18 protein-coding genes are annotated in these 18,726 nt (G+C 59.5%); 15 read left to right on the top strand and 3 right to left on the bottom strand.

Going from position 1 to position 18,726, the window contains the following annotated elements:
* Positions 1-212 precede the first annotated feature (212 nt).
* Positions 213-1,319: a Glu/Leu/Phe/Val family dehydrogenase gene (locus F4V43_RS10245; RefSeq protein WP_150458155.1), complete on the top strand. Its 1,107-nt coding sequence runs from the start codon at positions 213-215 to the stop codon at positions 1,317-1,319.
* Positions 1,320-1,389: 70 nt separating this feature from the next.
* Here the strand turns inward: F4V43_RS10245 and F4V43_RS10240 are convergent, their stop codons facing one another.
* From F4V43_RS10240 to F4V43_RS10230, 3 genes are all read right to left on the bottom strand, one after another.
* Positions 1,390-2,046 (bottom strand): peptidylprolyl isomerase, encoded by a 657-nt coding sequence (locus F4V43_RS10240; RefSeq protein ID WP_150458217.1) that lies wholly within the window; start codon positions 2,044-2,046, stop codon positions 1,390-1,392.
* A 143-nt stretch (positions 2,047-2,189) separates the two neighbouring features.
* Entirely contained in the window at positions 2,190-2,846 is a 657-nt protein-coding gene (locus tag F4V43_RS10235) for a hypothetical protein (RefSeq protein WP_150458154.1), read from the bottom strand.
* Positions 2,847-2,884: 38 nt separating this feature from the next.
* Positions 2,885-3,064, bottom strand: coding sequence for a hypothetical protein (locus F4V43_RS10230; protein ID WP_150458153.1), 180 nt, complete (start codon positions 3,062-3,064; stop codon positions 2,885-2,887).
* Between the two features lie 305 nt (positions 3,065-3,369).
* On the opposite strand from F4V43_RS10230, the gene F4V43_RS10225 reads away from it, so the two are divergent.
* The 14 genes from F4V43_RS10225 to F4V43_RS10160 all read left to right on the top strand — a co-directional run bounded on the left by F4V43_RS10225 (position 3,370) and on the right by F4V43_RS10160 (position 18,720).
* Entirely contained in the window at positions 3,370-5,256 is a 1,887-nt protein-coding gene (locus F4V43_RS10225; protein WP_150458152.1) for a sensor histidine kinase, read from the top strand.
* 48 nt (positions 5,257-5,304) lie between these two features.
* The gene (locus tag F4V43_RS10220; protein ID WP_150458151.1) at positions 5,305-5,628 is read left to right on the top strand and encodes a hypothetical protein; all 324 of its coding nucleotides are present in this window, start codon (positions 5,305-5,307) and stop codon (positions 5,626-5,628) included.
* Positions 5,629-5,674: 46 nt separating this feature from the next.
* Positions 5,675-6,769, top strand: coding sequence for a Gfo/Idh/MocA family oxidoreductase (locus F4V43_RS10215; RefSeq protein ID WP_150458150.1), 1,095 nt, complete (start codon positions 5,675-5,677; stop codon positions 6,767-6,769).
* Between the two features lie 555 nt (positions 6,770-7,324).
* Positions 7,325-8,806 carry a sensor histidine kinase gene (locus tag F4V43_RS10210; protein WP_223879848.1) on the top strand — a complete coding sequence of 494 codons (1,482 nt, stop codon included), beginning with the start codon at positions 7,325-7,327 and terminating at the stop codon, positions 8,804-8,806.
* A gap of 24 nt (positions 8,807-8,830) precedes the next feature.
* The gene (locus F4V43_RS10205) at positions 8,831-9,466 is read left to right on the top strand and encodes a response regulator (protein WP_150458148.1); all 636 of its coding nucleotides are present in this window, start codon (positions 8,831-8,833) and stop codon (positions 9,464-9,466) included.
* 304 nt (positions 9,467-9,770) lie between these two features.
* A complete protein-coding gene (locus tag F4V43_RS10200) occupies positions 9,771-10,505 on the top strand; it encodes a YveK family protein (protein WP_150458147.1) in 735 nt (244 codons plus the stop codon).
* On the top strand, positions 10,489-11,130 hold the full coding sequence (locus F4V43_RS10195; protein WP_150458146.1) for a CpsD/CapB family tyrosine-protein kinase: 642 nt from the start codon (positions 10,489-10,491) through the stop codon (positions 11,128-11,130). The genes F4V43_RS10200 and F4V43_RS10195 overlap by 17 nt, the downstream gene beginning before the upstream one ends.
* A 31-nt stretch (positions 11,131-11,161) precedes the next feature.
* Positions 11,162-12,046 (top strand): UTP--glucose-1-phosphate uridylyltransferase GalU, encoded by an 885-nt coding sequence (gene galU / locus F4V43_RS10190; protein ID WP_150458145.1) that lies wholly within the window; start codon positions 11,162-11,164, stop codon positions 12,044-12,046.
* A 33-nt stretch (positions 12,047-12,079) separates the two neighbouring features.
* Positions 12,080-12,769, top strand: coding sequence for a sugar transferase (locus tag F4V43_RS10185; RefSeq protein WP_150458144.1), 690 nt, complete (start codon positions 12,080-12,082; stop codon positions 12,767-12,769).
* Positions 12,770-12,796: 27 nt separating this feature from the next.
* Positions 12,797-13,741 (top strand): glycosyltransferase, encoded by a 945-nt coding sequence (locus tag F4V43_RS10180; RefSeq protein ID WP_150458143.1) that lies wholly within the window; start codon positions 12,797-12,799, stop codon positions 13,739-13,741.
* A 7-nt stretch (positions 13,742-13,748) separates the two neighbouring features.
* Entirely contained in the window at positions 13,749-15,095 is a 1,347-nt protein-coding gene (locus tag F4V43_RS10175; protein ID WP_150458142.1) for an O-antigen ligase family protein, read from the top strand.
* The gene (locus F4V43_RS10170) at positions 15,092-15,868 is read left to right on the top strand and encodes a WecB/TagA/CpsF family glycosyltransferase (protein WP_150458141.1); all 777 of its coding nucleotides are present in this window, start codon (positions 15,092-15,094) and stop codon (positions 15,866-15,868) included. The genes F4V43_RS10175 and F4V43_RS10170 overlap by 4 nt, the downstream gene beginning before the upstream one ends.
* A 37-nt stretch (positions 15,869-15,905) precedes the next feature.
* A complete protein-coding gene (locus tag F4V43_RS10165; RefSeq protein WP_150458140.1) occupies positions 15,906-17,375 on the top strand; it encodes an O-antigen ligase family protein in 1,470 nt (489 codons plus the stop codon).
* Positions 17,356-18,720, top strand: coding sequence for a lipopolysaccharide biosynthesis protein (locus F4V43_RS10160; protein ID WP_150458139.1), 1,365 nt, complete (start codon positions 17,356-17,358; stop codon positions 18,718-18,720). The genes F4V43_RS10165 and F4V43_RS10160 overlap by 20 nt, the downstream gene beginning before the upstream one ends.
* The last annotated feature ends 6 nt before the right edge of the window (positions 18,721-18,726 follow it).

The raw sequence follows: 18,726 nt of genomic DNA, 5'->3' as shown, positions 1-18,726 counted from the left end.
TTCTTGCAGGAGTGCTCCTTGGAGAAGGAGATTGTCCACACTATAAGCCATCGGATCGTGCCCAATTTATGACAATTCTCATAAACATGCGGAATGAACATCAAAAAGTTTTCCTGTCATTGGAAATTAAATTTGCTTTTCCTCTATAATAAGAGCAGAAATAAGAGCAAGAAAAACACTCTATCCAATATAGAAGACGGGAGCCGGAGAGTATGAAGCTTTTTGAAGCAATGGCGATGGATGACTATGAGCAGGTGCTGTTCTGCCAGGACCGGGATTCCGGGCTGAAGGCGATTATTGCGATTCATGATACGACGCTGGGCCCGGCGCTTGGGGGCACCCGGATGTGGACGTATGGCTCCGAACAAGAGGCGCTGACCGACGCGCTGCGGCTGGCCAAGGGAATGACGTATAAGAACGCGATTTCGGGACTCAACCTCGGGGGAGGCAAGACGGTCATTATCGGCAATCCCCGGACGGACAAGAATGAAGCGATGTTCCGGGCGTTCGGACGGTTCGTGCAGGGATTGAACGGAAGGTACATAACGGCAGAGGATGTCGGAACGACGGTTGAGGATATGGACCTTATCTATCAGGAGACCGATTTTGTTACGGGGACGTCCCCGTCATACGGATCATCGGGCAATCCTTCTCCGGCAACGGCTTACGGCGTCTACCGGGGGATGAAGGCGGCGGCCGGGGAAGCTTTCGGTTCCGATTCCTTGAAGGGACGGACGATTGCGGTCCAGGGGGCAGGCAATGTAGCCTTCCATTTATGCGGATATTTGAAGGAGGAGGGTGCCCTGCTGCAGGTGGCGGACATCAACCGGGAAGCGGCGCAGCGGGTGGCGGATGCCTGCGGCGCGGCCTTGGCCGATCCGGAAGAGATTACAGCGGCGGCATGCGACATCTACGCGCCTTGCGCGCTCGGCGCGACCCTCAACGATGAGACGCTGCCGCAGCTGAAGGCCAAGGTAATCGCAGGGGCGGCGAATAATCAATTGAAGGAACCGCGGCATGGAGACGAGCTTCACCGGAGGGGAATTCTCTATGCGCCCGATTATGTCATCAACGCCGGGGGCGTCATTAACGTGGCCGACGAGCTGCACGGCTACAACAAGGAGCGGGCCTACAAGCAAATTGCCCGAATCTATGACAGCGTGGCCCGCATTCTGGAGATTTCCCGGACGGAAGACATTCCGTCTTATGCAGCCGCCGACCGTATGGCCCAGGAACGGATCGCCCAGCTGAAGAATGCCCGGAGCACTTTCCTGCGCAGCGAACATCACGTAATGAGCCGGCCGCGGCCGCGCGCCTGAACACAGGACCAAGAAGCCCGCTCCCGGGAGAAGAGACTGGGCTCTTCCCGGAGAGGGGCTTCCTTGGCTGCTACTGCTTCTTGACCGGGTCCGGATAGGTTACGCCAAGCGTGTCTACCGTCACCTTCTTCATGACCGGCGGCTTCAGCGGCCGGTCATTGTCGTCCCGTTCCAGACTGACAATGCGGCGGACGACATCCATGCCTTCGGTTACCTTGCCGAAGGCTGCATAATCGCCGTCCAGATGGGGCGCCGCATCGGTCATAATGAAGAACTGGGAGCCGGCCGAATCGGGATCGCCCGAGCGGGCCATCGACAGAACGCCTTCGGTATGCGGCAAATAATTGGCGAACCCGTTGTTCGCGAATTCACCGGCAATTGTGTAGACGGGTCCGCCCGCGCCGGTTCCGTCGGGATCGCCGCCCTGGATCATGAATCCGGGGATGACCCGATGGAAGATCGTTCCGTCATAGAAGCCCTGGCGAATCAGCGAGATGAAGTTGTTCACCGTGTTGGGGGCGACCTCCGGATACAGTTCGGCCCGGATCACGCCTCCGTCTTCCATCTCAATGGTGACGACCGGATGGCTTGCATCTGCGGAAGGCAGACCCTGCTCCGCGTCGGCGCCGGAGGCGGCTGCGGAAGGGGCCGCGCTCGCGGCCTTGCCGCCGCCGTCAGGCTTGTTGCCGCAGCCCGCCAGCATCAGCAGGGCCAGCACGACCAGCATCAGCGGCAGGGGTTGAAGCTTGAATTTCACGTTTCAGTCTCTCCTTATGGGTCAGAATCAGTCGGATGCTTCCCGAATCATCATAACCCGGCAGAGCCGGCTCTTGCAAAACAAGCCTGCCGCCCGGTTTTTGCAGGGGCAGCCTAGTCTTCTTCTCCCGTGGAGCCGTTCAGAATATCCGTACCCGGCATGACGTCCACCGGAGGAGCCGCAGGGTCCACCGGCGAGTCCGCCGATATTTCGTCCGCGTCCGGGACATCGGGCAGCGGATCTTCTTCGTTCAGGCCGCCGGTCACGCCTTCTTCCTCCTCGTCGGCATAGTCAATTGCGCCGATGGTCAGGCCCGAAGCGTCTGCGGCCAGCGCCGCATCCGAATGCGCCAACTCATCGCGGTAAGCGGGCGGACCGGAGAGTAGGCCGGGCGAGTCCAGCTCCTCGGCAGAAGGCTCGGCCGGATCGGCGCCGCTTCCGTAAGCGGTGCCGGCCGGGGCCGGTCCGGTACCGGCAATGCCGAGTCCTGTATCGGCGGCCAGATGGGGGTCGCCGACCAGCGCGGGATCGGTGCCGGGTTCCGGCACGCCGTCAATGCCGATCGAAGCGGCGCCCGCCGATTCGTGGCGTGTGAACGGCGATTCGACAGCAGCCTCCGTATTTCCGGTTCCGCTTGCGCTCTGCGCGGTAATCGTGCCGGCGGGGCGCAGATCGTCAGCCGGAATCCCGCTGTCGGGATCCGTGTCGCCCAGCGTCACATAACGTTCATAGGCGAAATCCGCCGTCGTTTTATTAAAAGAATCGGACATGTTGTTCAGCTCCTTTTTTGATCCGGATGGCCCAGGCCCTAAAGCCGGTCTTCTCGCCGGAGTTTCTGCTCGTCCGGCAGTCCGTGTCGGATCGCATCGCGCTGATCCTCATCGGATAAGCTGTCTTCATAGCTTCCTTCCCGGAAGAGACCGAACTCCTCGTCGATATCGCGTTCCGTGACCAAGCCGTCGTCTTCCGGTTCTTTCTGTGTGCTCATGGAATCCAGCCTCCTTAGGGTCGGCTGCGCCGCCATAGTGCATGTCTAATAAAGTTTACCCGCCTGAGCGCAGGGCGAATCCGATCGTCCTGCAATTCCGGCATCGGCAGGTCCGGCCGGGGGAGAGTCCGCCAGAGCTAGTGTTCTTCCGGAGATTCGGCTCTATCCGCGAGCCGGAGGCTTTTTTTGTGTTCAGGGCCAAGCCCGGAAAGGGAAGAACGCGAATGATGTCGAAATAAGTAAGGTAGGGTATGAATTAATTTCCAACCTGTATGTTTATCCTGTAGATCTGCCGAGGTGCACTCATGAAAGGTCCTTTGCAAAAAACATCCGCAGTCCTGCTCATCCTTCTGCTCCTGGCGGTGATTGTGCCAATCGGCATTGAAATGGAATGGGGGAAGCACGGCGGCGAAAGCTTGCCCGAGTGGGAAATGAAATGGGCCGATCCGGCTGCGCACGGCATAGAGCTGGACCGGGCGCTCTCCGATACGGGCTGGCTGGATGTCACGCCGGACACGATTCCGCCCAAGCCCGATGAGGTCACCGGCGTCTGGCTGCGCGTCCGGCTGCCCCGGCTTGAAGGCAGCAGCGCGCTGCTGCTGGAGAAGACATACGGCAGCGAGGTAGCCGCCTATGCCGACCGGACGCTTGTGTTCCGCTCGCCTGACCGCATCATCGGAGGCGGGAACCTCATTGTGCCTCTGAACGACCGCCTCTCGGGCGAGCCGCTGCTAATCTATATCGGCGGACAAGAGGATCAATACGGCGTATTCGGCGGCATGGAGATTGGCAGCTATGTCGATCTGCTCGCCAATTACACCAAGCAGGGATTGATTGACCTGATTCTGGGCGGAGCCCTGGTGTTCACGGCCACCGTACTGGCGGTGTGCTCGCTTTTTCTGCGAAAAGACATGTTCTCCAGCGCCTTTCTGCTGGTTCTGGTTATCCTCTCGTCAGGCATTCTGATTATCATTCATTCGTCCTATCTGCCGGTCCTTGTGGAGAAAGGCCCCTGGGTCAATTATGTGTTTGATCTGGGGATCTTCACGCTGCTTCCGGCGTTCGCTTCGTACTTCGAGCAGCTGTTCGGCCCGGGACCGATGCGGATCGTTCTCCGGCTGCGGCGCTTCCTGACCGTCTACGCCGTGCTTGCCGTTATGCTGAGCACAGCCCATCTGCTGATGGACGGGCGATGGGACCGGATCTATGTCCTGTTCACCGTCTACATGGTGGGTCTGCTCATCATTACCTTGTTCGTCACTCTGCTGGCGGTGGCGGTGAGAGATGTCGCCAAAGGCAATACAGAAGCCATTATCTTCACGGCAGGACTGGCGATTCTGACCTTGATCGTCGTTGCCGAGCTGCTGCTCTTCTACCTGACGTCCGGCATCTACCATCTCTACTGGTGGAAATGGGGAATCGTACTGTTCCTGGTCTCTCTGATCGTCATTCTGGGCCGGAGATTCGCGCAGAACCACGAACAGGTGGTCATGTATTCCAGAGAGCTCGAGAAATTCAACAACGAATTGCAGCGTTCCGAGAAAATGGAGATGATCAGCGACCTTGCGGCCTCGGTCGCGCATGAAGTCCGCAACCCGCTCCAGGTGACCCGCGGATTCATCCAGCTGCTCGGAGAAGGGACCACCGACAAAGAGAAGGAGTACCTCAAGCTTGCCATGTCCGAGCTCGACAGGGCTTCTCTGATCATCAACGACTTCCTGACGTTCGCGAAGCCGGAGATGGATAAGGTCGAGGTGCTGGACGCCTCGGGCGAACTGAAGCATGTGGCCGGCATCCTGCTGCCGATGGCCAATCTCCAGGGCGGACGGCTGGAGCTGCATCTTGAACCCGATCTGATGATTACGTGCAGCTCGCCGAAATTCAAGCAGGCGTTCATCAATATCGTCAAGAACAGTATCGAGGCGCTGCGCGCCGGAGGCCTGGTCAGCATCATCGCCTGGCGTTCCGGGAACCATGTCGTGGTCAGCATCAAGGACAATGGGGAAGGAATGGAGCCGGGCGAGGTGGCCCGGCTGGGAGAGCCGTACTACTCGAACAAGACCAAGGGCACCGGTCTGGGACTTATGGTCACGTTCCGAATTATCGAAGCCATGGGCGGAACCATCAAGTACATGAGCACCAAGGGAGAAGGCACGGAGGTCATCGTCAAGCTTCCGGCGGCAAGAGCCTGAGGGGCAGGCGCAGAAACCCAAGGACGGGAAGGGAGAGGCGGAGCCGGGATGCAGTGGTATACGCTGGGACAGCTGCTTGCGGTGATGCGTCCGGGGCAGAAGGCCTCGACGCCGGACGGCCGGACCGTGGTCAGGACCGACCGCGGGCTGGAATGGTCCGGCGGCCGGGAGAACGGCCGGCTCGTGGAGCTGCGCGATCCGCTGTTCTCCGACCTCTGGACCTTCTCCGGGGAGGAAGACAGCCGTTCGCGCACGTCCCGGGACTCAAGAGCGGCCTGGGCCCGCGAACGGGAAATGATTGTGAACCAGTACGAGGAATGGCTGGCGGATTACCGGGAACAGAAGCGCCGGGAAGCATCGGAGGAGCCTTAAGGCTAAGGCTTGGCCGTGATGCAGACCGGCAGGGGAGGAAGACGAGATGAATCGGACGGTATTCGGGATCATCGGCGGAGGCTGGCGCGCCGAATTTTATATGCGGATTGCCCGGGCGCTCCCCGGGCATTTTGCTGTGGGGGCTGCTCTGCTGAGGGAACCGGCCAAAGCGCGGGCGTTCACGGAACGGTGGGGCGTTCCGGCGGTGTCGGAGCTTTCGGCCTATCTGGAGCGCGCCGGGGCTGCGGGCTGCGCCTTCAGCGTCGTCTGCGTCAGCCGGGATGCCTCCGGCGGGCTGCTGGCGGCTCTCGCCGAAGCGGGGCATCCTGCGCTTGCGGAGACTCCGCCTGCTCCGGATTTGGCGGGACTGCTGGAGCTGTGGTCCCGCACCGGACCGGCGGCAAGGATTCAGGTGGCGGAGCAGTATGCTTACCAGCCGATGCATGCCGCCCGTCTCGCGCTTGCCGGATCGGGGCGGCTGGGAGCAGTCACGCAGGCCCAGATTTCGGCGGCCCATGATTACCATGGCGTCAGCTTGATCCGAAGGTTGCTTGGCATCGGGTTCGAGGACGCCGAAATCCGGGCAAGGGAATTTGCGTTCCCCCTCATTCAGGGTCCGGACCGTTCGGGCCCGCCCCGCTCGGAGACGCAAGTTCTCTCGAAGCAGCTTCTCGCGACGCTGGATTTCGGGGACCGGCTGGGCGTATATGATTTTGCCAAGGATCAGTACTTCTCCTGGGTCCGGGGGAACCGGATGCTGATCCGGGGCGACCGGGGCGAAATTACGGACGAACGGGCCGTCTGGCTGGAGGCCTTCGACGCTCCCGCTTATGCCGAACTGCGCCGGATTGATGCCGGGCATGGCGGCAATCTGGAGGGCTTCTTCCTCCAGGGCATCGTCGGCGGGTCCGAGTGGCTGTATCGCAATCCGTTCGGACCGGCCCGCCTGTCCGACGATGAGCTTGCCGTAGCCGAGAGCCTCAGGCGCATGGCAAGCTACACCGCAGGCGGCCCGCCGTTCTACAGTCTGGCCGAAGGCTGCCAGGACCAGTACCTGGCGCTTGCGATGCGCCGGGCGGCGGCCGAGGACCGGGCGGTCATTACGGCAAGGCAGCCGTGGGCCGAGCCTCCGTCCCGCTGACCGTCTCCCGGCCGCCCCGGCCGTCATTGTCCCTGCCGGCCCTCTGTCAAAGACAGCCCGTTCTGCACGCCGCCGCGTGCGGACGGGCTGTCTTACGTTCCGTTGCAGGGTACTGTCAGCTTAGCTTCCACTTAGTGTGGATTTATTCAGGCTAATGGCAGGGGAAAAGGAGTTCCAAAGTCCTAAAATTTAACCTTTTTCTGGGTGTAACCGTTCACAAGGCGGCAGTTAACTTGAGAAAAGCCTTATTCTCATGTATCATTGCTGGTATTAATTCTCGATTTCATATAGGCAACCGGTTTGTCAAATACTTTTTTCACGGAATGTCTTGCCGATCCTCGGGTCAGTCACATTCGCTTTTTTTCCACAAAACTTGGGGAATAGGGTGGTGGGATGGGTATCAAAACTGCGGAAGACAGGATGCAATTCTTTTACCGTTGGTTCTCCTTAGGGTTGACGTCTTTGATGTTCTTATTGTCGTACGACGGGCTGTCCTGGGTCCGCAAGCTTCCGGTAGTTGCCGTCTTATGCGTGAGTGCGTGGATGTTTTTGCGAATGTACCGCCGCTGCAAACACCGTCCAGGGCTGCTCCTGGCAGCAATCGGAGCGGAAGCGGCACTGATTCTGCTGTTGACCGTCGCTACCGGAGGGTATGAAAGTCCCTTCAAGCTGTATGCCTTGAATCCGGTGCTGGTGGCCGCAGGATCGCTGACCCTGATGTTCAGCTGGAGTCTGCTGTTCGGGTATGCGGCCGCCTTCATCGGCTGCTGCTACGCGTTCTATGCTTCTTCGGGCGAGTCGCCTTCCCTGGATCTGAACGACAGCGGGAATCTGCTGCTCGTTCTCGTACTGGCGGCAACCTTTGTCCGGACGGTCGCCTGCTACAGAAGCCGCAGCGAAGAAGCGGAGGCCCGGACGGACGAGACGCTGGAGCATATCAAATCGCTGTACCACATCGTCGAAACCTCAAGCCAGCATGATTTCCGGAATATCGGCCAGGTCATTACCGATTATGTGGTGAAGCTGACCGAGCTGGACAAAGCGCTGTTCTGGTTCGCCAAGAAGAGCGGCGAGCCGGCTCCGGAGAGCCGCCAGACGGGCTGGCTGCCGGAACAGGAGACCTTTCTCTTCACCGAGCTGGAGAGCCGGGAGGATGAGTGGCGGGGTCAGCGCGACCCCTTGTTTCGAAGCCTGCCGGGTCTCGGCGATTTTCTGCTGATGCCAGTGCGGATGAGCACCCGGTTCGTCGGACTGATCGGCGTTCGGCTCGATGCTTCAGAAGGGCTTGAAGGCCGGAGGTGGTACATTCAGCAGCTTGCGTTCCTGGCGGAGCTGAGCGCCATTATTCTGGAGCGGCACGAACTCGGGGTTATCGAGAACCGGCTCATCATCACGAACGAGCAGAACCGCATTGCCGACGAGATGCACGACAGCGTCTCGCAGAGCTTGTTCGGCATCGTCTATGCGACCCATTCGCTGAAGCAGCTGTGGCGGAAGATGAGCGACTCGGAGCTGGAAGAGCAGATCGGTCTGATCCATGAGTCGGCGACGAACGTCGCCAAGGAACTGCGGATCACCATCTACAGTCTCAGCTCCAAGAAGAGCGGCGGCCCGACCTGGCTCGGCATGGTCCGTTCCCATCTGAACAGCCTGTCGAGATTGAACAACGTGGAAATTCAGCTTCAGATTACCGGAGACGACTTCAGTCTCCCGTATCCGTATCATAAAGCGCTGTTTCGCATTATTTCCGAAGCGACGGGCAATGCCATTCGGCATGGGGCGGCGCGCAGCATCCAGGTGGAGCTCTCTCTGAAGCCCCGGTGGATTCGGCTGTCTATCGTCGATAACGGGAAAGGCTTCGATACCGCGCGGCTTGTATCCCCGTCGGAGGACGGAGCGGGCGGTCTTGGAATGAAGAATATGCAGTATTTAGCCCAATCGCTTGGGGGAGACTTTCAGCTCTCGAGCGGGTTGAACGAAGGGACACGGATTCTGATTACGATACCGGTCGGCGTAGCGGAGTTAAAGAACGCATAACATTCAGGACAGGAGGCGTTGAACTTGAAAATTGTCATTGTGGATGATCATCCCTTGGTAAGAAGAGGTCTGGCGGCCGTCATTTCAATGCAGCCCCACATGCAATTTGCGGGAGAGGCTACGAACGGAGAAGAAGCGCTGCGCGTTCTGGAGGAGATTCGTCCCGATCTGACGCTGATGGACCTCAAGCTGGCCGATGAGTCCGGTCTTGACGTCGTGAAGGCCGCACGGGCCCGCGGCATTGACAGCCGGTTCATCCTGCTGACTTCTTCCGCAAGCCGGGAAGACTTTCTGAAGGCGGAAGAGGTCATGGTCGACGGCTATGTGCTGAAGGAGGCGTTGCCGGAGGAGCTGCTGTTTGCCATCCAGCTTGTACATAAGGGACGCAAATATTACGATCCCGGGCTGATGGAGGACAAAATGCGGATGAGCGGCAGCAGTCCGACCGACGAACTGACGCCGAAGGAGAAGGAAGTGCTGATAGAGCTGGGACAGGGCTCCAGCAACCGGGAGATTGCTTCCAGACTGTTCATCAGCGAATTTACGGTCAAGAAGCATGTGAGCCAGATCCTGGCGAAGCTGCAGGTGGCGGACCGCACCCAGGCGGCGCTCTATGCGAATGCAGTCGGCCTGACGAAATACGAAATGTCTTACGATTGATTGCGAATTGAACAGCTTGCACGGCCCGCAAAGCCGCTTTCGGACAGGAATTGCTCCTGCCCGGAAGCGGCTTTGCGGCGTTCAGGCAGCCCGGGAATTGATGGAAACGCTCTCAAGGGAACCTCTGGTACAAAAGTATACCATCGCCTGCACCCGCAGCGTTACTGAAGTGGCTACCAAAGTGAAAGGGAAAGTAAAGGGAGGTGGCATGTGAGCGGTGAAAGGGATTGCTAGAATACAAGTAAGAAGCTGAAAGTTTCAAAACTTTCTTTCAAAGAACAACATTTCCGGAAGGAGGATCGCTGTGGAAAGGACGATTCTGGATTATCTCAACCTCATCAAGAAACGGCTGTGGCTCGTTGTGCTGTTCGTCTTGATCTCCTGCGCCACGACGTACTACGTAAGCAAGAATGTGGTGGTGCCGGAGTATCGGGCGAGCGGACAACTCCTGGTGAACGCCTCGACACCCGTGGCGGGCAACAGCCTCAACGACCTGAACTTCAGCCTGAACCTGATCGAGAGCTACAAAGACATCCTGCTGTCGCCGACCATCATGAAAGCCGTGGTGGATGCGCATCCCGAATTTGGACTGACGGAAGGCGAGCTGGCCGGCAAGATTGAACTGAAGACTTCGGAGAAGAGCCAGGTAATCAACCTGAGCGTCACCGACGAGAGTTATCCGACGGCGGCCGGAATCGTCAACGCCGTCTCGCAGACGTTTATCCGCAGTCTGCCGGCTCTCATGAAGATGGATAACGTCACCTTCCTGACGCCGGCCGATCCGCAGGCCAATCCGGCTCCCGCAACCGGCGGGTACGCCATGAATCTGGTCATTAGCTTCGTAGTCTCGCTGATGGCGGCTCTGGCTGTCATTCTGCTGATGGAGAGCCTCAATCAGACGCTGCGCACCGAGAAAGAGGCCGAAGCGCTGCTCGGATTGCCGGTCATCGGCAGCATTCCGGTTATCCGGGGCCGCGATGTCGGAAGCGCAGGCTCCAAAGCCAGAGTAGGGGAGGGCGCTTATGCTACGGTTGAGTAACAGTCTGGTTGCAGACCGCAACCCGGGCTCCCATGTATCGGAATCGTTCCGTTCGCTGCGTACCTATATCCGCCAGCTCGACCTTATGCAGGGGAGCGGACGCGTGCTGCTCTTCACTTCGGGTGAGAGCGGCGCGGGCAAGACGACGGTGCTCGCCAATCTGGCCGTCTCGTTCGTACAGGACGGCAAGCGGGTGGCGGTCGTCGACGCCGATCTTCGGTCTCCCGGACTTCACAGCGTATTTGGAGTCGATGAAGGCGAAGGACTGGCTTCCTATCTGTCCGGACGCAAGGAAGCGGGGAAGATCAGCGTGTACGGCGAACTTGCCAATCTGACCGTCATTACGGCCGGCTCTACGGCAACGGCCAGCCCGCCCGATCTGCTCGGCGGAGAGAAGATGGCCGAACTGCTGGAAGAACTGCGAAGCACGCATGATCTCGTCTTCGTCGATTCACCGCCGGCCGTCGACTACAGCGACGCCCGGGTGCTTGCGCCGCAATGCGACGGCGTGATCCTCGTTGCCCGCTACGGCAAATCCAAGCGCGATGCCCTGAAGAAGGTCAAGACGCTGATCGAGAAGACCGGAACGCCTATTCTCGGCATCACCCTGAACCAGGCCAAGTAGAACCAACCATCATTCCAAGGAGGCTAGTGCGATGAAAACAGTAAAGAAGGTCATTATTCCCGCAGCGGGTCTTGGCACTCGCTTTCTCCCGGCGACGAAAGCCATGCCGAAAGAGATGCTCCCCATTATCAACAAGCCGACCATCCAGTACATCGTGGAGGAAGCGATCGCTTCCGGCATTGAGGACATCATCATCGTAACCGGTAAGGGCAAGCGCGCGATCGAGGACCATTTTGACAATGCGTTCGAACTGGAATCGCGTCTCCTGGAGGACGGCAAGCTGGAGCTGCTCAAGGAAGTTCAGCGCTCCTCGAAGGTGGAAATTCACTACATCCGGCAAAAAGAACCCAAAGGCCTGGGCCACGCGGTCTGGTGCGCCCGCCGCTTCATCGGCGACGAGCCGTTCGGCGTCATGCTGGGCGACGACATCGTCGCGGGCGGAACGCCCTGCCTGAAGCAGCTCATCGAGCAGTATGAAGAGACCCAGAACTCCGTCATCGGCGTTCAGGAAGTGCCGGACGAGTTCACGAACCGTTACGGCATCATCGAGCCGGACATGCAGGACGGCAGACTCTACCGGGTCAACAACTTCGTCGAGAAGCCGGCTCCCGGCACGGCGCCGTCGAACCTGGCCATCATGGGCCGCTACGTGTTCACGCCGAAGATCTTCAAGTACCTCGATCTGCAAGAGACCGGCGCCGGCGGCGAGATTCAGCTTACGGACGCCATTCAGAAGCTCAACCAGAGCGAGCGGGTATACGCCTACAACTTCGACGGCACCCGATACGATGTCGGCGAACGCCTCGGATATATTCTTACTACCCTGGAATTCGCTCTTCAGAACAAGGATCTGCGTTATCCGCTGATGGACGCAATGTCGGAATGGCTCAGCAAGGCCGAACAGACGGCCGGTTAAGACACTATACAAGCGAAGGAGGATGAGGAGGAAATGAGCATGCCCAATCTGCCGGAAGACGGCGAGTATGCAATGCCGAATCCCTACACGCTTCACGCGGGCGAAGGAAACGAATCCGACTCCTATCTGCTGGTCAAACGGATGATCGACGTCTTCTTCTCCGCGGTCGGTCTCCTGGTGCTGCTTCCCCTGTTCACGCTCGTTGCGGTGCTGATTAAGCTGGAAGACCCGAAGGGCAAAGTATTCTTCCGGCAAATCCGGATCGGCAAGGACGAAAAGCCGTTCTACATCTACAAGTTCAGATCCATGGTGCACAACGCCGAGGAGCTGAAGAAGGACCTGATGGCCTACAACGAGGTCAGCGGCGCCATGTTCAAAATCAAAAACGACCCGCGCATCACGCGCGTGGGCCGTTTTCTGCGGAAGACCAGCATCGACGAACTGCCTCAGCTGTGGAACGTGCTGAACGGAAGCATGAGCCTGGTCGGTCCCCGGCCGCCGCTTCCCGAGGAAGTGGCGCTCTACTCCGAGTATGACAAGCAGCGCCTGACGGTAACACCGGGCTGCACCGGATACTGGCAGGTCAGCGCCCGCAACAGCGTCGGATTCGAGGAAATGGTCGAGCTGGATCTGGCCTACATCCGGATGCGGAGCATTGGACTGGATCTGAAGATTATTCTGAAGACAGGGCTGATGCTGCTGGGCTCCAAGAACGCTTATTAATCATTTATGGAAAATGGGTGAATGCGAATGGGTAGATACGGAGATGTTCCCAAGGTTTCCGTTGTAATCTGTACCTACAATCGCGCCCGGCTGCTGTCCAAAACCTTGGATTCCCTCCTCGCGCTGGACGATCTGGACGAGGCGGAGATTATTGTGGTCGACAACCAATCGACGGACGATACGGCAGCGGTCGCCAAGCGCTTCATCGAGACCAGCGGACATCTTCTCCGGGTCAGTTATATGCTGGAGCCGGTACAGGGCCTTTCGGCCGCCCGGAACGCCGGCATTCTGGCCGCCAAATCGGGTTTGATCGCTTTTCTCGACGATGACGCACTGCCGGAACGGCCCTGGATTACGACAATTCTCTCGACCTTCGAGAGCCGGCCGGATGTGATGGCCATGGGCGGGAAGGTCGCTCCGAACTTCGAGAGCTCGCGTCCCGAGTGGCTGATCAAGCCGTTCGAGCTTCCGTACACCATCGTCGATCTGGGCGACCGGGTGCGCGAGTACCCCGGCCGGCTGCATCCGTGCGGCGCCAACATGGCGATGCGCAAATCGGTGTTCGACGAGCGGCTGTTCCCGCTGGACCTCGGACGCAAGGGCGAATCGCTGCTGTCGGGCGAAGAGACCTGGCTGTTCGACCAGATTCGCAGCCGGGGGCAGAAGATCCTGTATCACCCCCGGATGGCGGTCGATCATTTCGTTCCGGCCAGCCGGCTGACGGAGGACTGGATTCTGAAGCGGTATTACAGCCAGGGCATCACCAATGCGATTGGCCGCCAGAGCGGCAAAGACCGGCTGCTGCTGCTGGGCAAGACAGCCGCCAAGATGGTCTACATTATCGTTGACTCGGCCATTGCGGCCGTATCCCGAAGCCAAGGCAGACGATTGCTGAACCGCTGCCGGCTGGAGAGCATCCGGGGAACTCTCCATATGCTGTCGGGCCGCAAGCGGGAGTCGGCAACGGGGTGAAGAAGCGATGACTAATCACTGGAGTTCCAGATTCACATTATTGCCGGCCGCCGCGCTTGTCTTCCTGCTGTCGGCGCTCTTCATCGGGACGACGGTGATTTATCAGCCGATCGTTGCGGTGGGCCTGGTCTGCTTCATCCTTCTGCTCGCCGTCTCGCTGACGCGGCCGGAATGGATCAGCTACTTCGCACTGCTGACGACGTCCATCTCGATCAACTTTCTGTTCCCCGGCAGCTTCTTCGGGATTGAGATCCTGTCTCTCTACAAGCTGGCCGTCCTGATGCTGCTGGTGCCGTGCATTCTGGTCAACGGGGTGCGGCTTCGCCTCAGCCCTCCGGTATGGGCCATGGCCGCGATGCTGATCATTACCTTCGGCTGGTCCGACTGGCTGCCCGGAATGAGCTCGTCGCTTGCGGTCAAGGCGTTTATCGGATTGTCGCTGCCGTTCATGTTCATGCTGATCAACTGGAAAAAGGAAGTCGCCGAGATGCACATCCGGCTGATCTGCCTTCTTCCGGCCTTCAGTCTGGCGGCGGGTCTGCTGCTTCAGGCCGCCGGGCTTCACCCGATGACGAACGTGGAGTTCAACGGGGCGGTCCGGCTGCAAGGCGCGAACATTCCGCCGCATCTGGCCATGCTGGCTTTTCTGGGCGTGGCGATTCCCTTTATCGAGCTGAAGCGCCGTCCGGCGCAGGCGCGGTTTTTCTATACCGTGCTGGCCGTCAACCTGTTCATTCTGTTCGCGACCGGGACCCGGGGTCCTCTGCTGGCCCTCTCGCTGCTGGTGCTGTACTACTTGTTCGATATCGCCCGGCAGTATCTGAAGGGCAAGAACCGCTATCTTCTGGTGCTGCTCGGGTCCTTCGCCGTCATTGCCGTCGCCGTCTATATGCAGCTCGACAATCTCGCCAAGCGCTCGTTCGAGCGAACGACCGATACCGGGATTGACCTCTCGGGACGGGCGGAGGCGTGGGCGTATTTCCTGAAGCTCGCTTCCGTCTCGCCCTGGACCGGCAGAGGCCTGGGTTCGGTCACCATTGCCAATGACGGTACGCTCTACGCGGGGTTCGTCGTTCCTCACAATGAATACATCCGCTTCTACTTCGACGGCGGGTATATCGGAGGAATTCTGCTGCTGCTGTCCATGCTGACGGTCTTTGTCCTGGTCTACCGGGTTCTGCCGCGGGGGGTGAGGCCGTATTACGTACTCTTCATCGCTGCATTCATGATTTATTCGTTCTCGGACAACACGCTCTCAACGGTTCAGCTCATCATTCCGTTCTGCTGGTACCTGAACTGCCTGTATCGATCTGCTCAGCCAACCGATTCTCCACAAAAAGAAGTGATACGATGAATCAAGTGAATATGTTCGATGTCAATTTCAACAATTATGACTTTATGGATCTGCTGGACTATATCGATACCGCCATCCGGGAGCAGAACCATTCCTACATCCTGACCTGCAACGTCGATCATGTGATCAAGCTGCGCAAGGACAAGGAATTTCAGACCGTGTATTCCCAGGCGGGAGCGGTGGTAGCCGACGGAATGCCGCTGATCTGGGCGTCCCGGATGCTCGGCAAGCCGCTGAAGCAGAAGGTATCGGGAGCCGATCTGTTCCACCGTCTCGGCCATGCGTTCCAGCAGCGCAAGTACCGGCTGTTCTTCCTCGGTTCGGCCCAGGGGGTTCCGGAGAAAGCGACCGCCAACCTGAAGGCGGCGTACCCGGACATCAATGTCGTCGGCTGCTACTCGCCGTCCTACGGATTCGAGCACAACGAGGAGGAGAACCGGCGGATTATCCAGATGCTGAACGAGACCAAGCCGGATATCGTGTTCGTCGGCGTAGGCGCGCCGAAGCAGGAGAAGTGGATCTACCGCCACTACCTGTCCTACGGGGCCCCGGTGTCCATCGGTGTAGGAGCGACCTTTGATTTCCTGTCCGGCTCGGTCAAGCGGGCGCCCGATTTCATGCAGCGCTCCGGGCTGGAATGGTTCTGGCGGCTCAGCCAGGAGCCGGGCCGGCTCTGGAAGAGGTATCTGGTCGACGATGCCCAGTTCCTGCTGCTGCTCTTGAAGGAGCTGCGCAAGCGGGACCGGGATAAGGCGAAGACAAGGCTGGAATAGACGGCCGACCATTCTGGAACAAGGCAAGGAGGAGACCATGAGCAGCCGTAATCCGAATCTCTATCTCTCTATACGGCGCCCGGTGCGGCCGGCTCTGCTGGCGCTGGCCGCGGCGGCGGGCATGGTTCTGCCGCTGATGATCGGCTTCATCAGCGCGACGCTCAGCCCGAGCGTCAGCCTGCAGGGGGCGGTCCTCTGCGGCCTCGTGTTCCCGGCTTTTCTGATTGCCGTCTTGAGACCGAAGCTGCTCGTCGCCTATACCCTGCTCGTCTGGGCGGTGTCGCCGGAGCTGCGGCGGCTGATTGACTGGTCGGAAGGAACCTATCATTCCGTCTCGCTGGTCAGTCTGGCTCCGCTTCTGGCGGGAGCGGCGGCGGCGATTCCGGTGATGGCGGAGATCCACAAGATCCATCGGGTCTCCTCCAGGGTGATGATGTTCTTCATAGCGGCGCTCGGCTACGGTTCGTTGATCGGGCTGGCGAAGAACGGCATGGGCTCCATCTATGATCTGATGAATTACATCATCCCGCTGCTGCTGATTCCGTATTTCGCGGTGCTGCGGTTCTCCCGGTCCGATCTGGACCGGATGCTGAGGGCATTCGCCAATCTGGCCGTTCTGGTGGCGGCCTACGGAATCATCCAGTATCTGACCGTTCCCGCCTGGGACGCCTTCTGGATGGACAGCGCGGGCATGATGTCCATCGGCAAGCCGATTCCGCTGGAAATCCGGGTGTTCTCCTCGCTGAACTCTCCGGGTCCTGCGGCGACCTTCCTGACCTTCGCGCTGGTGCCCATGATTTTGGAGAAGCGCTGGCGGGGAGCGCTCGGCTGGTTAGGCGTACTGCTCGTGGTCGTTGCGCTTCTGACGACGCTGGTCCGGGCATCCTGGCTCATCCTGATCGTGATGCTCCTGGTCTACATCGGCTCCTCCAGCTCGAAGGGCAAATGGAAGACGCTGCTGCAGATTCTGTTCGTAGCCGCAGCGCTCTTCTATATCGTTCCGAAGCTGCCGGGAGCGGAAGGGCTGACGGCCCGGATGGAGACGCTCGGTTCCATCAAGGAGGACCGCTCCTACAATGACCGGCTGAACCTGCTGAATACGATGGTGCCGGCCGTCATGGGCAACCCGGTTGGCCAGGGCATCGGCAGCGTCGGGCAGAGCACGAAGCTCGGCAACGGCGGCGAGCTCGGCGAATACGGCATTATGGACAACGGCTTTATCGCCTTGTTCCTGACCTTCGGCCTGGCCGGAGGGCTGCTCTTCTTCGGCGGTCTCGGCGCGGCGCTCCGGTCGGTCTACAAGGGCGCCCGGCGCGGCGGCGAGAACGGCATTTATGCCCGGCTGGCGCTGGCGGCCTGGGCCGGGGCGGTAGCGAGTCTGATCTCGGACAACGGCTTCCCGGGAATGAAAGGCTATCTCGTCTGGATGCTGGTCGGACTCGGACTCGGCATCACACAAGCCATTGACAGAAAGGAAGGAGCGGCCCATGCAGCCACAGAGCGCTAATTCGATTTCACGGGGCTCGCTCCGCGCATCCATCCTGCGCTTCGCCAGAGCAAAGGACAACAGTTCCGCCGCCGTTAAGACGATGGCGGTCAGCATTCTGATCCTCGTGCTCAACATGCTTACGGGCATCCTGACCGCCCGCTATCTCGGTCCCACCGGCCGGGGCGAGCAGACGGCCATGGTCAACTGGTCGCAGTTCATGGCGTTCAGCATGAGCCTCGGCATTCCGTCGGCGCTGATCTATCACGCCAAGAAGAATCCGGAGGACGCCGGTTCGCTCTACCGGATGTCGCTGCTGATCGGCCTGGTCTCCGGCATCGCCGCGACTGTGATCGGCATCGTGCTCCTGCCGATGTGGCTGAAATCCTTCAACGACCAGGTCGTCCTGTTCGCCCAGGTGTCCATGCTGCTCTGTCCCTTGGTGGTGATCTCCCAGGTCAACAACGCCGCCTTTCAATTCCGCGGCGAGTACCAGAAGTTCAACTGGCAGCGGTACCTCGTTCCGCTGCTGACGCTGGCCGTCATCGGAATTTTGATCGCCACCCACACTGTCAATCCGTATACGACGGCGCTGGCGTATCTGCTGCCGGCGGTTCCGCTGTTCATCTGGATGACCGTGCAGCTTCTGCGGACGTACCCGGGCCGCATCCGGGAACGCGGCAAGCAGTTCAAGCGGCTGTTCAATTACGGCCTCGGCTCCTACGGGAACGATCTGCTGGGCCAGTTCTCCGGCTACATCGACCAGATTCTGATCGCGGCGCTGCTGAAGCCGGCGGAGCTCGGATTATACGCGGTGGCCGTGAGTCTGGCGCGAATGGTGAATTTCTTCTCCAGCTCCATCAAGATTGTGCTCTTTCCAAAAGCCTCGGAGCTGAGCAAGGAAGAAGCGCTGGAACTTACCTTCCGGGCGTTCCGGATCAGCACGACCTGCACGTTGATCGGCGCGGCCCTGCTTATGGCTCTTGCGCCGCTGGTCATTCCGCTGCTCTACGGCAAGGACTTCAGCGAGGCGCTGACGGTATTCCGGCTTCTGCTGCTGGAAGTCACGATTAGCGGCGGCACCCTGATTCTGGCGCAGGCGTTCATGGCGCTCGGGAAGCCGAAATTCGTCTCCATGCTTCAGGGCGTCGGCCTGCTGCTCGTCATTCCGCTGCTGTTCCTGCTGGTTCCAACCTACGGACTGCTCGGCGCAGGCGCGGCCATGGTCGGCTCGGCGCTGCTCCGGTTCAGCTTCATTCTGCTGAACATCCGATTCAACCTGAAAGTCCGAATTCCCAGCCTGCTCATTAACGGCGGAGACATCCGCTGGGTGAAGACGACGATGAATTCTTACATCCGCAAGTAACGCATG

This window comes from Paenibacillus spiritus, from assembly GCF_008710135.1.
Lineage (GTDB): Bacteria > Bacillota > Bacilli > Paenibacillales > Paenibacillaceae > Paenibacillus_AQ > Paenibacillus_AQ glufosinatiresistens.
This window is presented reverse-complemented; position numbering and strand designations above follow the sequence as displayed.